We start from the raw sequence: 13,439 nt of genomic DNA, 5'->3' as shown, positions 1-13,439 counted from the left end.
TCCTTCGCGGCTATTCGGCTTGCTCTGCGCCATACTGCCTACTGCCTACTGCCCACTGCCCACTGCCTACAATAAGATCAGCACAGCCCATCTCTCGTCGCAAGCCAAGCGTCCCGCACCGGCTGCCATGCCGCGAGCTTCGCTGGCAGACTCATCGCCCTCGCCGGACTCGAGGAGGGCAGCGTGTGCAGCTCGCGCGGAACGACGCCCTCAGGCAAGCTCGCACGAACGTACCGTCTGTATAGGTCAGCGGCCGCGCTGCCGTTGAAGAAAACATATTGGAGCGCTGGATACTGACGGTACAGCGTCGCCATGTCGTTCGCCTCGGGCTTGCGAATGGCCGCATCGAGGCTCCCTTCCCGCTCACAGGCGCCCAGCACGTCCCACAGCGCCACACCGCGGGATAAGGCGAAGGCGAGGCGGGAGTCGTAATCCGCCGCAGGCTCACCGCCGTCGAGCAGCTGGTACAGCAGCGGCCAGAAGTGATTGCGCGGATGGCCATAATATTGTCCAGCCGCGAGCGAGGCCGCTCCCGGCATAGAGCCGAGCAGCAGAATGCGGGACTGCCCGTTCACGATCGGGGCGAGCCCCGTCAACCGTCTGGCTCCATATACGCTTTCATCTGACCCCTTGTTCAAGCCGCCGCACACCCCCTTCTTCAGCCTGCCTCCGTACGTCCCTTGCCAGTCCCTGCCGCAGTCGACACGCGCACAGAGCGCCCAGGCAGGTTCAAGAGGACCAGACCTGCCATGAACATAGCCGCTCCCGCGATAATGTACACCGTAATCGGGTCGCGGAAGAACAGATAGCCCCACAGTATCGTGAACAGCACACCACAGTTACTGACGATGATGGCCACCGGGAACGACACGAGCCGCAGCGCTGTCGCAAACCAGTAGAAGCTGAGGCCCGTAATGAGCCCGAGCAGCACGATCGCGACGATTGAGGATACGCTCACCTCACCGCTCCACGAGAACTGGAACGGCACCGGCAGCGCCATCAGCACCGAGCACCAGACGAACATCGAATAGTTCATCGCGCCAGCCTCCAGCTCCTTGATCAGCATGCGCTGTCCCAGCACGTGAAACGCGGTTCCGATGCCTGAGATCACATAGAGCAGCGTCAGCCATGCTTCGCCCTGCAGCAGCACATCAAGCGGCAGCCCGTTCCAGCTGATCAGCAGCACGCCCAAGATGCAGAGCAATGCCGCGACCCATGAGCGGCCCGTCATCCGGTCCTTCAGCCAGATCGCCGAGATCGCAAGCAGAATGACCGTCTGGATCGGACCGACGAGAATGTTGCCGTAAGAATACCCGATCGATAACGCTATATTTTCGAAAAAATAGTTACAGCACTTCCCCGCCGCCCCGATCCAGATCCACTTCATCGCAAAGCGCGGCTTCAGCGCGGAGCTCTGCTTCTTGAACAGAAGCAGGAAGCCCCCGAGGAACACTACACCAAGCGCAAAGCGCAGAAACGTAATCGTCGTGCTGTCGAGCATGACGGATGCCATCTTGACCAATATCCCAACAAAGCTCCACGACAGCGTCGCGAGCAGCAGCAGCACGTAGCCCACCGTCCGTCACCTCTTCCTATGCACACTTACCTGTATTCCAGCCTGCAAGCTTGCGAGCCTGGTTAACGATAGTTCGAATCAAGCGGCGGCAAGACCGCCGGCTCTTGACCGAGCGCCCGCTCCAGATACGGCTGTGCCGACAGGAAGTCGCGGAACGCCGTATACTGCTCGGCAAGCCTAGCCTTCTCGGCATCCGTTGATGCCTTGCCTGAGCGCACCGCGCGGATTAGTAGGTTCTTGGGCGTATGCTCAAGATCAATGAACTCCAGCAGCTGCGTCTTGTAGCCGGACAGCTCCAGCAGCTTCGCACGAAGCGCATCGGTCGCGAGAGCGGCGAACCGCTCCTTCAGAATGCCGTGCTCCAGCAGCGGACTGAGGACGTCGCTCTTCACTTGACGGAACAGCTCATGCTGGCAGCACGGCACCGACAGAATGACGGAGGCTCCCCAGCGCACCGCCTTCTCGAGCGCCGCATCGGTCGCCGTATCGCACGCATGGAGCGTGACGACCATGTCGACCTGCTGCAGCTCCTCGTACTGGGCGATATCGCCGACGAGGAAGCGGAGACGGTCGTAGCCCAGACGCTCCGCAAGACCGCTGCAGAACTCGATAACGTCCGCCTTCAGGTCAAGACCAACGATACGCAGATCCAGCCCCTTCATCACCGACAAATAGTGGTATAGAGCGAACGTCAGATACGACTTGCCGCAGCCGAAGTCGATCAGATTGAGCGTTCGGCCTTGAGGCAAGTACGGCAATACATCGGCGATCATCTCCAGGAATCGGTTAATTTGCCGGAACTTGTCGTACTTCTTCGCCAGCACCTTCCCCTGCTCGTTCATAATGCCGAGCTCGATGAGGAACGGTACCGGTGTGCCCTCCTCGAGCACGTAGTTCTTGGTACGGTTATGTGCCGCTGGCGCAGCAGCCTCGGCCTTCTTCGTCGGCGGCTTGCGCAGCACGGCCGCCTTCCCCTTCTTGCTGACCAGCACCTGGTAGTCAGCCTCGGCCGCCTGCAGCAGCCCTTGCCGGTACGTATCCGCGAGCGTCTCCTTCAGCTGCGCGGCCGTGTCAGCTGGCGTCCGATTGTCGTGCAGCACCTTCGGCCCGCAGTAGGAGCTGAACTGGTACATGCGCTCACCCTTCAGCACGATCGGCTTGATCGTCACCTTCGTGCAGCCGTCCGGCTCGCTGCGCCTCGGCTGACTGAGCGTCGCTTGAATGAGCGCCTCCGCCTCGATCAGCCTGTCGATTAATGGCCCTACCTCTTGCTCCTGCTTCATATCACATGCCCCTATACCCGTTAGATGATGTTGTCATTACAAAATAAACTCGGGCGTAATGCCCGAGCATGGAATGGTAAGCTTATGCTGCTTCATTATACCCGATAAGGAAGATAAGTCTCTAGTCCGACTGCGGCGGACGCAGCTGTAGCAGCTCTCTGGGCTACATGCCCCCCGCTAGCAGCCGTTACTCCGGCACCGCGAACCGGACGAGGAACGTTGTGCCTCCGTTGCCCGTCTGCCAGGAGAGCTTCGCCTGATGGCGCTCGGCAATGCTGAAGCATACGGCAAGTCCAAGTCCGGTGCCCTTGTCCTTCGTTGTGAAGAACGGGGTGCCCAGCTTCTGCAGCACGTCGGGCTCAATACCCGGTCCCTGGTCCGCAACCTGCAGCACGACCTCGCTGCCCTCCAGATACGTAGCCAGCGTCAGCCGGCCTCCAGCCTCCATCGCCTCCAGTCCGTTCAAGGCGAGATTAAGCACCATCTGACGAATTTCCTTCGCGTCCAGATCCAGCTTGGCACACTTGCCGAGCCGAACGTCCAGCTGCTTCCCCGCCAGCGTAGCCTCCGCCTCCAGCAGCGGCACGATCGCGCGAATGACCTCGTTCAGGCAGTTGCGCTGCCGATCCGTCGTCTTGTTCTTGGCCAGCGCCAAAAACTCCGATATAATCCCGTTCGCCCGATTCAGCTCTTCGACCATAATATCGATCACCTCGGTCGAGAGCATGCTCTGGTTCGAGCGCATCAGCTGCAAAAACCCACGCACCGTCGTCATCGGATTGCGAATTTCGTGGGCAATGCCCGCCGCCATCTCTCCGATCATGTGCAGTCGTTCCAGCCTTGCAAGCTCGTGCTCCAGCATCGTGCGGTCGGTAATATCCGTGATGACGACCAAGAGGCACGGCTCCTCCGGCGTCTCGATCATTTCCGTCGAGAGCAGACCCGTTCGCAGCTCGCCCGACTTGGCACGGAATTGCACCTTCACATCCGTCAGTCCGTACACAGGCTCCAGCGGCAGCAGGTCACCCGTATCACTGGCTTCCATCATCATATGAAGGCTGCCGAGTCCGGCGAGCATCTCCGCGTATGTATAGCCCGTATGCTTCTGCCAGCTCTCATTCACATCCAGACACGCCTCGTCATAGAGCGAGCAGATCGCCATCAAGCTCGGGCTCGCCTGAAAAATTTTGTAGAAGCGCTCATGCGAGTCCTTGGCCTCCTGAATCATGTGACGCCGCTCCGTCGTATCCTGTACGTATACGCTTAAGCCTTGCTCGGAAGGAAACGCACGAATCTCAAGCCAGCACTTCGCGATCACCGAATAGAACTCCTCGTGCACCGGCTGATTCGTCTGCTTCGCCCGTACGAAATACTCGTAGCTTCTCGATCTTTCGATCGGAACGAAATCCCATAACGATCGGCCGAGCGCCTGCGCCCGTGTGACGTTAATCTGCTGCTCTGCCGACTGATTCAAGTACGTAATACGCCAGTCATTGTCGAGCGCGTAGAACGAATCGGTGATGCTCTCAAGAATGCTGTTAATCAGATTGTAGGACGCCTCCAGCTGCTCACTGACGCGGCGACGCTCCCGCACCTCCAGCTGAAGATGCTGGTTCATACGCGTGAGCTCCTGGGTGCGCTTCACCACTTCCTGCTCCAGGATGCTGTAATGCAGCTTCCGCTCCGTAATATCGCGAACAGCGCATATATAGATCGGCTGCTCGTACAGCTGCACGCTGCCGACCTGAATTTCCGCCGGAAACGTGGTGCCGTCTTGACGCAGACCCGCAGCCTCCATGCATAAGCCCTGAATGGCCATCTCATCACCTGACATCGGCTGTCCACCCGTCAGTACACCATCGATGCCCTGTAGAAGCTCCCGCAGCGGCTTCCCCAGCATCGTATGCCGAGCGTATCCGAACATATGCTCGGATATCGGATTCGCAGCTATGATGATCCCTTCATCTGACACGGTAAAAAACGTATCGATCGACGTATCCCCAATCGCCCGCGCCATCGCCTCAGCCCGCCGCAGCTCCTCGGTCATCGCCACCTGACGCGCCTGCGCAGCCTCCAGCTCTCTCGTGCGCACACTGATGAGCTCCTTGCGTAGCTTCAGCTCCTCGCGGTCCTTATGCATGCTCACGAACTGCTCCACCTTCAGCTTCAGCACATTCGGATTGAACGGCTTGTAGATGAAATCGATGCCGCCGACCTCATAGCCCCGCTCGATATGCTCCTGCACATGACTAAGCGCGGTTACAAAAATGACCGGAATATGCTTAGACCGCTCCCGCGACTTGATCAGCTCGACGGTCTCGAATCCGTTCATACCCGGCATCTGAACATCCATTAAAATCAGTGCAAAATCGTCCTGAAGCACCTTCCGCAGCGCTTCCTCACCGCAATCTGCCTCCAGCACCGCATATTCGTCGGATTGCAGAATCGAGCTCATCGCCAATCTATTTTCCGGCCGATCGTCAACGATCAAGATGTTCACTTGCTTTTGCTGCATGTTAGCATCTCCCGTATTGTCACGTTGATTTTGTTTACCAGTACATTCGCTGCGAGCAGCCTTATTCCTGCCTTGTAGCATAAAAAAAGTTCGTTTGCAGCTGCAAACGAACTTCCAATCGCCCCATAGAGGCACGTCTAGCTATAGCGCGAAATGAGCTCCCGCAGCTGGCCTGCGACAGCTTGCGCACCTTGGCGCAGCTCGCTGCCCGGCACAGATACCCGTACGAAGCTTTCGTCCAGACCCATGCCTTCGGCGAACAGGCCCCGCAGCCCTCTCGCCCGGCGGTCGATCTGCAGCAGCAGCTCGAGGTCGTCGCCACGTGGGAAGAACAGCACCTCCAGCTCGTCGAGCTGTCCGCGGAAATGCGTCGTCGGCACGAACTCGAACTCCTGCACGAACGGCAGATGACCGCCAAGACGTGAGGCGTATTCATTCGTCACCTCGCGCAGTCGGAAGCCGAGAATATCGAGCGCGTCGAGCACCGTCTGCATGTTCGCATTCGGCAGCACCTGGAAGTAGTCGCGGTCCTTCGGGTCGAGTGCGTTGTCAATGTCAAGTCCGGTCTCAAGCCACAGCGGGGCATTGCGCAGTGTAACTGGCATCTGCTCGGGCAGCGTCAGGCTGAACGGAATGTCCTTGCGCTCGCCTGTGCGCACCGTGAACGACTCGCTGAGCAGAAACTTCCCGACAACAGCCTCATACGAGATCTTCTGATCGTTCTCTTCCTTGATATAGCTTGTCTTCACGTACAAGTAGATGCGATCGACATGCTGCTCCGTCTGTCCGCCTTCGACCTTGACCACTCCGCTCAGCTCGCCGCCTACTTCTACCTGGGACTGATCGAGCTGCGTGTCTACCTTGGCGGAGCCGATTCCGACGCTGGCCAATACTTTTTTGAAAAACGACATGCTCACATGCCTCCTCATTCAACATTATGGATTCACCACTAAAGACGGCCGCGACGGGCACCGCCTGCGAGTCACCTCTGCCCTTCCATACGGAAGTCGCTGCTGTGCGGTTTCAATGGCAGGTCTGTCCGCGGGTGCCCCGGGCAGGCTTAGGAGCGCCAGCGCCGCAACAGCCTGTAGCCCTTGCGCACCGCGTTCAGCAGCCAATCAGGCACGCGAGCCTTGCGCAGAAACGGTACGTACAGCCGCTCATACGCCCGCTTCAGGTCGTCCCACATCTCGCACGGCTCCTCCTTGAGGAAGTCGGAGACGTCGACAACGAGGCCGCGACCGTCCTGAAGCATCACATTTTTACCATGCACATCATGTGGATTCAGACCCTTGCTGCGGGCATACGCGAGTGCGGCGTCGATATCGTCGATCACCTGCTGCGGAATGTCAATGCCTCGCCGAATACAATTGTACAGCGTCACACCGGTCAGTCTGCGCAGCAGCAAGTATCGTTCGCCGTCGTGCAAGCACTGCGAATATGCCGGATGGTTGCCGAGCCTGCGGTATACCTCCTGCTCCTCTTCAACTCCCGGCCTGCCGGGCGCGTACACCTTCACAACCCACTCAGGCCAGGACGGGTGTACGAACACGGCCGCGTAATTGCCGACGCCGACAATGGTCCACGGCTCTGGCACCGTGTACACCTGAATCGGGTCGTGCTCGCTCTCGCTGGCCATCTCTAGACCGACCAGCAGGTGCTCCTCAATCTGCTGCAGGCAAGCCGCGAGCCGATCCGGCCCATCCTCTTGCCCAGGCTGCATCGTTATGCCGTTGATCATGGGTCATTCTACTTCCTTCCCGTTCCATGTGAAGCGGCAAGACGAGCACCGCTCCATCCGTCGCTGCTACTATTGTAGCATACGGTTCGCGAACCGGTCATGCAGGACTATACGCATCATGACCGTCGACATCGGCCTTCGCTTCGCTTAAGTGAAGCATGCCACCAGCTGCTCCAGCTCCACGACCGTCATCGCATCGGGCATCGCATCGTGCGTCGCGCATAGCGCTGCGGCGTACCGCTCGCCATCTGCTTGAAGCTCGTACAGCCGGAAGGAGAGCGGCCCTTGCGCCTGTGCACTTGGCTGCAGCACCGTCAGCTCGATGCCGCCCGGCTTCGGCAAGATCGCGAAGGCATCGAGGGGTATGGACAACCCTTTGCCGACCTGCTTGATGAAGCTCTCCTTCAGCGCCCACAGCTGGTAGAAGAGCTCGAGTCGCTGGGCTTCAGGCTGTTCCTCGAGCATCGCGCACTCGGGTCGCGAGAAGAAGCGGTCTGCGATCGACAGGTCGATCTCCTGCAGCTGCTCGACATCGACGCCGATCGGCGCTGAATCCCACGCGCAGACGACCCAGTCGCCCGAATGGGCAGCATTGAAGAATATGTCCGGATAACGGGCGAATGAAGGCTTGCCGTATGTATTGGTTGATAAGGTCATCTCCTCGTGCCGAATACCGAACAGCCGCTCGGCTCCGTACCGAATGAGCAGCCCGGCGAGCAGACATCGATCGGCATCCTCCTGCCGAACGAACCGCGCCATCCGGCTTCTGCGCTCCTCGGACACGAGCCCGCTCAGACTGCTTCGCTGCAGGGCGGTCAGACGCGAGACGCGTATGGCATGCACGACGGCGGACAAGCGTTGATTCATACGGATCCTCCACCTTTCATGCGTCCTACTAGAATGTACCATATTTAGGTTGGCTCATGCTTTCATTATTTATCATAACGTGTAAAATAGAAAGTAAAGAAACAAGGAAACTCTATTCTAGGAATATCGAACATATAGGAGGAGTATACTTATGGCAACTGTAAATGAGGCGGTGGAACGAATGGAATGGAAGCGGGCGCGTGTCTCACAGAAACGCCAAGTTACAATACCTCAGAAGCTTTTCGAGCAAGCAGGAATTAAAGATGAAGTAGAGTTCGGTATTAAAGGCAACCACATCATTATGCGACCTGTACGTGAACATACGGGCAGCGACTACTTTGCAGATCTCATTTTGGCAGACTTAATCAAGGAAGGCTACACAGGTGAGCAACTCCTAGCCAAATTTCGCGAAAAACAAGCTGAATTACAAGTTGCTGTTCAACAGCTCATTGCCGAATCCGCAGACGTTGCCCGGAGCTATAGAGGAACGGGTGAAGACGAAACGAAAAAGCTATTCGGCGATGTAATAGAGGATTAGATGCTTCCCGTTACGTATCTTAGCCCCGCAAGAAGGTATTTCAATAAGCTGGTTGAGAAGCCACTCAAAAAAGCGTACCTGGATGCCATAAATGCCATTCGGCTAGATCCTTCGATAGGCCGACAAAAAGCAGGCGATCTAAATGGTATCTACGGGTACGATGTATCGTATCAGGGTACGAATTATGAAATTGCCTACCGAATGGAAGAGAATGAAGATGGGGAGCTAGTCGTTGTGATTTTGGCTGGATCCAGAGAAAATTTCTATGAAGAGTTGAAACGATATCTCAAAAGCTGAATGACAGCAACCACAGCTTGCACGTAAGAAAAACGCCTAACGGCGTCTTTTAAGATCTCTACGTACTGATCCATACATTCGGCGCGTGGGGAGGGATGGGTGTGGGGTTCCAACCGCTCTTGAAATCGTGTCCATTTGTATTTATTTAGCGGTAAGGACACGACTTCAAAGGCGGCCCGTAAACTTTCCACCCCATACCCATTCCCTCTCTGGATCTACTCCTTGCTCAACTCCATTTCCTTCTTCCCTAACCGGTCATCGATCCGGTATTCATATCCTTGGACTCCCTTGTAGTACTCAGGATACATCTCCCCACCACATCCTTCGCAGCTAAATTGCGGAGGCACTTCCGGGTCCCCATCATCCATCATATCGAAATCTCGAACCACGCTAAGCGGTATGTCTTCCATTTCTTTGCAGTTCAAGCATATGTACTTGACCGTCTCTTTGTTTACCATGTGCTTGCTTTTGCTTAGCGGCTGCTTTTTCTTTTTCTTCCCTGTTGTTCGTTTCTTTGACACCGGTGACATCGTTTATTACCCTCTCCAGACATGTTCTTGCAGTCATACACTTTGCATACTTCACCTTCAATTTGCCTTCCTCAAGGCAGACTTCTCCCTTGTATTCATAATAACTTTCACACTTCGGGCAACATGGCGGTTTTCCCGTTTGCTCCTGGATACGCTCTGCCCATGTTCTTCGTTTTAGTAGTCGTTTCGCCTTCACGATCCATTTTCTCGCTGCTTGTTGCCACTGGCTAACTAGTTTTTTGCACAGGCTCTTGATCCTGCGTGAATACACTCCATAGTAACGGATCGTTTTAAAATTCTCATCCGGGATATGGCGTATAAGTCTACCGATAAACTCCTCCACGGGGATCGATTCCGTTTTCTCTTTCCCGTCTTGCTTGTCACGGTAACGAAACGTCACTGTCTCCCCGTCATACGCCTCGATTCGGCTTACGGCGATCGCGGGTCTTCTCATGTAACGTCCAATATACCCCAGCTGCTGTTTCACGTTGCCTTTCTGTTTTGGAGCATACACATAGAAGCCTTCCCCATTTTCAGAGTAGGCCTTTTGCAAGCGGGCTTGTACTTGCTTTTTCTCTTGCTCGCTGAGCTTTCGACGAATAAGTTTCAATACAACCGTCTGCCATTGCTTGCGCAGCATTTCAAACGGAACGAAGTCATACGTCTTCCATTCTACATTTGACTTCATACCACCCATCGTCACCAACATATGAACATGAGGGTTAAAGTTCAACCGTGACCCAAATGTATGTAATCCAGCGATGATGCCGGGAGTGACCTTATGCTTCTTTTCGAAATACGTCTTTATCACACGGACTGCCTCATCCATGAACTCTTTAAGCAACTTTTCTCGATGTCGTAAAAAGATGTCCCTAAGTCCCTCATCGATCGTAAAAACGACATGCCGATGATTCACCTGAAATACGTCTTGTTCTAGAATACGCGCCCATTCTTCGGTCTCTCCGCACGAACAGGTCGTACAAAACCTTCCTTTGCAGCGATACGGAACAATTCGCAGGTCGTGGCATCCTTCGCACACGAGCAGCTTAAAGCCTTTCATGAGGTCTCCGCAGCCGCGGAATTTCTCTACTTCCTTAAGTACGTTAGAACGGAGTTTGTCCTTATATTTCACGACAAAGCGATCCCAATGTCCGTGTCTATCGAAAAAGATCCGTTTTAAAATGTTCGTCTCCATATCTTTACCTTACCAAAAACACAAATAAGATGGAATACATGCCCCACCCTAAAATGTTATAAATTCTATAATGTAAATAAAGGAGGGCCGACAGCTTCGGCACCTCCCTTTTTGCGTGAGCGTATATCTCAATATGGCCTTGCGCCGCTACTACTCTTCCTTCATCGGCTTCAGGCCGTGCAAGCTAGCTTCGTCATCCGCAAGCGATTGACGCGCCGTCTGCAGCGGCTCCTTGTACTTGTCGTCGTCGACCTGGTCCAGCGCGCGGTGCGCCTTCGTGATCGCCGATTCCGCCTGCTCGATCAGCTGGGAGGAAGGATGAGACTGCGCCTGCGTAACCGCATGATGCGCCTTCTCCACCGAGTTTTGCGCTTGAGACAGCGGGTTCTGAGACTGTAAGCTGGAGTCGTACTCGTACTTGGACATAGGGCATGCCTCCTTTCGCACATCGATCGATGTTAATGTGAGGAGTTCGCCTTTGTTTTATACAGAGTGTGTCCGCTGTGCGAGCAGCTTGCCGATCACGTAGGCCGCATCCCGTCCCACGCCGCCGACCAAGGCCGAGCTGCGCGAGCGCTGCCAGAGCAGGCCGATGTAGAACAGACCATTCACCTCGCTCACACCGTTCAGGTGACGAGGTCGTCCTGTCTCGTCGAGTGCACCCGGCACCGCCAGCCAGCTGTAGTCTGATCTGAAGCCGGTGGCCCAGATGACGTTAGCTGCCTCCGCCTCCGTACCGTCTGCGAATCGAAGCCGGCGCCCCTGGACCGAAGTCGTACGACCCTTCAGCTGAATGTGGCCTGCACGGACCGCATCGCGCAGCTCACGCCCGAACACGGGGTCGGGGCGCTTCTGCAGCCATGCTCCGAGCGGCGACCGAGCCGAGGCGTACACGATGCCCGTTCTGGTCAGCCATGTGAACACGCTCGTCCCTAGCAGTGTTAGCGGCGCGTAGCGAATGGGGGTGGAGGCAGATAGCAATACGTCGCTGCCCTGCTGCGCTAGCTCAACGGCGATCTGCGCGCCGGAATTGCCCGCTCCGACGACGACGGTCGGGCCGGGCTGCAGCTGCTGCGGCCGCTTGTAGCTGCTCGAATGCAGCTGCAGGACGCCAGGGTCCAGCTCCGCCGATAACGCAGGCACTACCGGCTGCTGGAACGGACCTGTCGCTACCACAATATGCCGCGCGGTCATCGCGCCTCGGCTCGTCTCGAGCCGGAAGCGTCCGCCTGCTGCTGTGCGGCAGGACGTCACCTTCTCGACTATTGTACCGCTCAGCACCGGCAGCTCGAATGCGCGCGCGTATGCCTGCAGGTAGTCGGCCAGCTCATCCTTGCGCGGGTAGCCACCCGGCGCACCCGACAGAGGCAGTCCCGGCAGCGAGCTGAAGCTCCGCGGCGTGAACAGCTGGAGCGAATCGTACCGCTCTCTCCATGTCTGTCCGATCCGCTCCTGCCGATCAAGGCAGACGAACGGTACGCCTGCCCGCTTCAGCTCATACGCCGCGGCAAGTCCCGCCTGCCCCGCACCGATGACAACAACCTCCCAGTGCCTCTCATCTTGCTGCATGAGACTCAGCCTCCCCCTCTACACGTCCAGCTCCGCATGGGTGATGGTCGAATTCTCTACCTGTATCGTCGCATGCTGAATGCCATACCGCTCACTGAGCAGCCGAATCGCTTGCTGCAGAATACGCTGTCCGTCCGCATCGTCGGCCACCCGCACATGACAGCTTAACGAATCGAGCCCTGACGTAATCGTCCAGATGTGCAGATCGTGCACATCCTCCACGCCCGGTATCGTCTTCAGCTCCGCCTCCACCTCAGGCGGATGAATCCCCTCGGGCGCACCCTCCATCAGAATGTGAAGCGTATGCCGAATGACGCCCCACGCCCCTCTCAGAATGAGCAGCGCCACAATGACGCTAATGATCGGATCGGCATAGTACCAGCCGGTCAGCAGCATGATGAGTCCAGCGACTATGGCGCCTACTGATCCAAGCGCATCCCCGATAATGTGCAAATAAGCGCTTCGCATATTGACATTACCGTGCACATCACCCTTGCGCATTAGCGCCCAAGCGCTCAGCAAATTCGCCAGCAGCCCGACCGCCGCGATGCCCATCATCGCTCCGCTTGCCACCTGCTGCGGCTGAAGCAGCCGCTCGTACGCCTCCCAGACGATGAATGCGGCGATGACGAACAGCGTCACTCCGTTGAACAGGGCGGCGACGATCTCGAAGCGGCGGAAGCCGAACGTCTTCCCTGCCGTCGCTGGTCGTGCTGCTACTCCGATCGCGATGAAGCTCAGGAGCAGCGACACCGCATCATTAAGCATGTGACCAGAGTCAGACAGCAGTGCGAGACTGCCGGTCCATAAGCCGCCGACGAACTCAAGAAGCATGATGCCGGTCGTTATGGCGAGCGCAATCGCAAGCCCCTTGCGATTGCCGTCGGCTCCACCGTGGTGATGGTGGTGGTGATGACCGCCCAGCCCGTGGTGATGGTGATGATGACCGCCGTGCCCGTGGTGATCATGATGGCCGTGTGAATGACCGTGGTGGCCATGATGGCCATGTGAATGTTCGTGATGCTGTTCACAAGATGTACCCTTCGGCGCATGATCATGCGCGCAGTGGTGTGAGTGTTCATGGGAATCGCCTTGCGGCTTACCTTCTGTATTCGTCACGAAGGCACCTCCGTTACATATTAACATATGAATAAGTGTTCATATGTTATATTAAGTCCGCCACGCCGATCCTGTCAACCATAAATGCCCAGTCATGCGGCGCGATGGCTACAGTGTATTCAGCTTTCCCATGAAAAGCCCTCACAGCCCCAGATTAGAACAAGTCGAGCTGCTGTGGTGGAAGCAATGGATACCCCGTTCCGAAGGAG

Annotated in this window: 13 protein-coding genes; 2 read left to right on the top strand and 11 right to left on the bottom strand. The window is 56.7% G+C overall.

Going from position 1 to position 13,439, the window contains the following annotated elements:
- Positions 1-77: 77 nt before the first annotated feature.
- From PAE68_RS02365 to PAE68_RS02335, 7 genes are all read right to left on the bottom strand, one after another.
- Positions 78-638: a DNA-deoxyinosine glycosylase gene (locus PAE68_RS02365; protein ID WP_281883695.1), complete on the bottom strand. Its 561-nt coding sequence runs from the start codon at positions 636-638 to the stop codon at positions 78-80.
- A gap of 20 nt (positions 639-658) precedes the next feature.
- On the bottom strand, positions 659-1,576 hold the full coding sequence (locus PAE68_RS02360; protein WP_281883693.1) for a DMT family transporter: 918 nt from the start codon (positions 1,574-1,576) through the stop codon (positions 659-661).
- Positions 1,577-1,638: 62 nt separating this feature from the next.
- Positions 1,639-2,859, bottom strand: a complete 1,221-nt coding sequence (locus tag PAE68_RS02355; RefSeq protein ID WP_281883691.1) for a class I SAM-dependent methyltransferase — start codon at positions 2,857-2,859, stop codon at positions 1,639-1,641.
- Positions 2,860-3,046: 187 nt separating this feature from the next.
- Positions 3,047-5,374, bottom strand: a complete 2,328-nt coding sequence (locus PAE68_RS02350; protein WP_281883688.1) for a PAS domain S-box protein — start codon at positions 5,372-5,374, stop codon at positions 3,047-3,049.
- 137 nt (positions 5,375-5,511) lie between these two features.
- Positions 5,512-6,285 (bottom strand): sporulation protein, encoded by a 774-nt coding sequence (locus PAE68_RS02345; RefSeq protein WP_281883686.1) that lies wholly within the window; start codon positions 6,283-6,285, stop codon positions 5,512-5,514.
- Between the two features lie 149 nt (positions 6,286-6,434).
- Positions 6,435-7,097, bottom strand: coding sequence for a protein kinase family protein (locus tag PAE68_RS02340; RefSeq protein WP_281890869.1), 663 nt, complete (start codon positions 7,095-7,097; stop codon positions 6,435-6,437).
- A gap of 165 nt (positions 7,098-7,262) precedes the next feature.
- Positions 7,263-7,982: a 4'-phosphopantetheinyl transferase family protein gene (locus PAE68_RS02335; protein WP_281883684.1), complete on the bottom strand. Its 720-nt coding sequence runs from the start codon at positions 7,980-7,982 to the stop codon at positions 7,263-7,265.
- A 151-nt stretch (positions 7,983-8,133) separates the two neighbouring features.
- On the opposite strand from PAE68_RS02335, the gene PAE68_RS02330 reads away from it, so the two are divergent.
- Both PAE68_RS02330 and PAE68_RS02325 read left to right on the top strand, forming a co-directional pair.
- A complete protein-coding gene (locus PAE68_RS02330; RefSeq protein ID WP_281883682.1) occupies positions 8,134-8,520 on the top strand; it encodes an AbrB/MazE/SpoVT family DNA-binding domain-containing protein in 387 nt (128 codons plus the stop codon).
- Positions 8,521-8,817 (top strand): type II toxin-antitoxin system RelE/ParE family toxin, encoded by a 297-nt coding sequence (locus tag PAE68_RS02325; RefSeq protein WP_281883679.1) that lies wholly within the window; start codon positions 8,521-8,523, stop codon positions 8,815-8,817. It begins immediately after the preceding gene.
- Positions 8,818-9,207: 390 nt separating this feature from the next.
- On the opposite strand, the gene PAE68_RS02320 is transcribed toward PAE68_RS02325, so the two are convergent.
- From PAE68_RS02320 to PAE68_RS02305, 4 genes are all read right to left on the bottom strand, one after another.
- Positions 9,208-10,542 (bottom strand): IS91 family transposase, encoded by a 1,335-nt coding sequence (locus PAE68_RS02320; protein WP_281883677.1) that lies wholly within the window; start codon positions 10,540-10,542, stop codon positions 9,208-9,210.
- Between the two features lie 150 nt (positions 10,543-10,692).
- Positions 10,693-10,968 carry a hypothetical protein gene (locus PAE68_RS02315; RefSeq protein ID WP_281883675.1) on the bottom strand — a complete coding sequence of 92 codons (276 nt, stop codon included), beginning with the start codon at positions 10,966-10,968 and terminating at the stop codon, positions 10,693-10,695.
- A 57-nt stretch (positions 10,969-11,025) separates the two neighbouring features.
- On the bottom strand, positions 11,026-12,111 hold the full coding sequence (locus PAE68_RS02310) for a flavin-containing monooxygenase (RefSeq protein WP_281883673.1): 1,086 nt from the start codon (positions 12,109-12,111) through the stop codon (positions 11,026-11,028).
- Between the two features lie 18 nt (positions 12,112-12,129).
- The gene (locus tag PAE68_RS02305; protein ID WP_281890867.1) at positions 12,130-13,035 is read right to left on the bottom strand and encodes a cation diffusion facilitator family transporter; all 906 of its coding nucleotides are present in this window, start codon (positions 13,033-13,035) and stop codon (positions 12,130-12,132) included.
- Between the last annotated feature and the right edge of the window lie 404 nt (positions 13,036-13,439).

The sequence above is a fragment of the Paenibacillus sp. YYML68 genome, from assembly GCF_027923405.1.
In the GTDB taxonomy this organism is placed as follows: domain Bacteria; phylum Bacillota; class Bacilli; order Paenibacillales; family NBRC-103111; genus Paenibacillus_G.
The sequence above is the reverse complement of the archived record's forward strand: the minus strand, read 5'-3'. Positions and strand labels throughout refer to the sequence as shown.

What these genes read in the sequence shown, in the direction of transcription:
- PAE68_RS02355 (WP_281883691.1), bottom strand. Translation starts at nt 2,859, where the DNA reads ATGAAGCAGGAGCAAGAGGTAGGGCCATTAATCGACAGGCTGATCGAG.
- PAE68_RS02350 (WP_281883688.1), bottom strand. Translation starts at nt 5,374, where the DNA reads ATGCAGCAAAAGCAAGTGAACATCTTGATCGTTGACGATCGGCCGGAA.
- PAE68_RS02345 (WP_281883686.1), bottom strand. Translation starts at nt 6,285, where the DNA reads ATGTCGTTTTTCAAAAAAGTATTGGCCAGCGTCGGAATCGGCTCCGCC.
- PAE68_RS02340 (WP_281890869.1), bottom strand. Translation starts at nt 7,097, where the DNA reads ATGCAGCCTGGGCAAGAGGATGGGCCGGATCGGCTCGCGGCTTGCCTG.
- PAE68_RS02335 (WP_281883684.1), bottom strand. Translation starts at nt 7,982, where the DNA reads ATGAATCAACGCTTGTCCGCCGTCGTGCATGCCATACGCGTCTCGCGT.
- PAE68_RS02330 (WP_281883682.1), top strand. Translation starts at nt 8,134, where the DNA reads ATGGCAACTGTAAATGAGGCGGTGGAACGAATGGAATGGAAGCGGGCG.
- PAE68_RS02325 (WP_281883679.1), top strand. Translation starts at nt 8,521, where the DNA reads ATGCTTCCCGTTACGTATCTTAGCCCCGCAAGAAGGTATTTCAATAAG.
- PAE68_RS02320 (WP_281883677.1), bottom strand. Translation starts at nt 10,542, where the DNA reads ATGGAGACGAACATTTTAAAACGGATCTTTTTCGATAGACACGGACAT.
- PAE68_RS02315 (WP_281883675.1), bottom strand. Translation starts at nt 10,968, where the DNA reads ATGTCCAAGTACGAGTACGACTCCAGCTTACAGTCTCAGAACCCGCTG.
- PAE68_RS02310 (WP_281883673.1), bottom strand. Translation starts at nt 12,111, where the DNA reads ATGCAGCAAGATGAGAGGCACTGGGAGGTTGTTGTCATCGGTGCGGGG.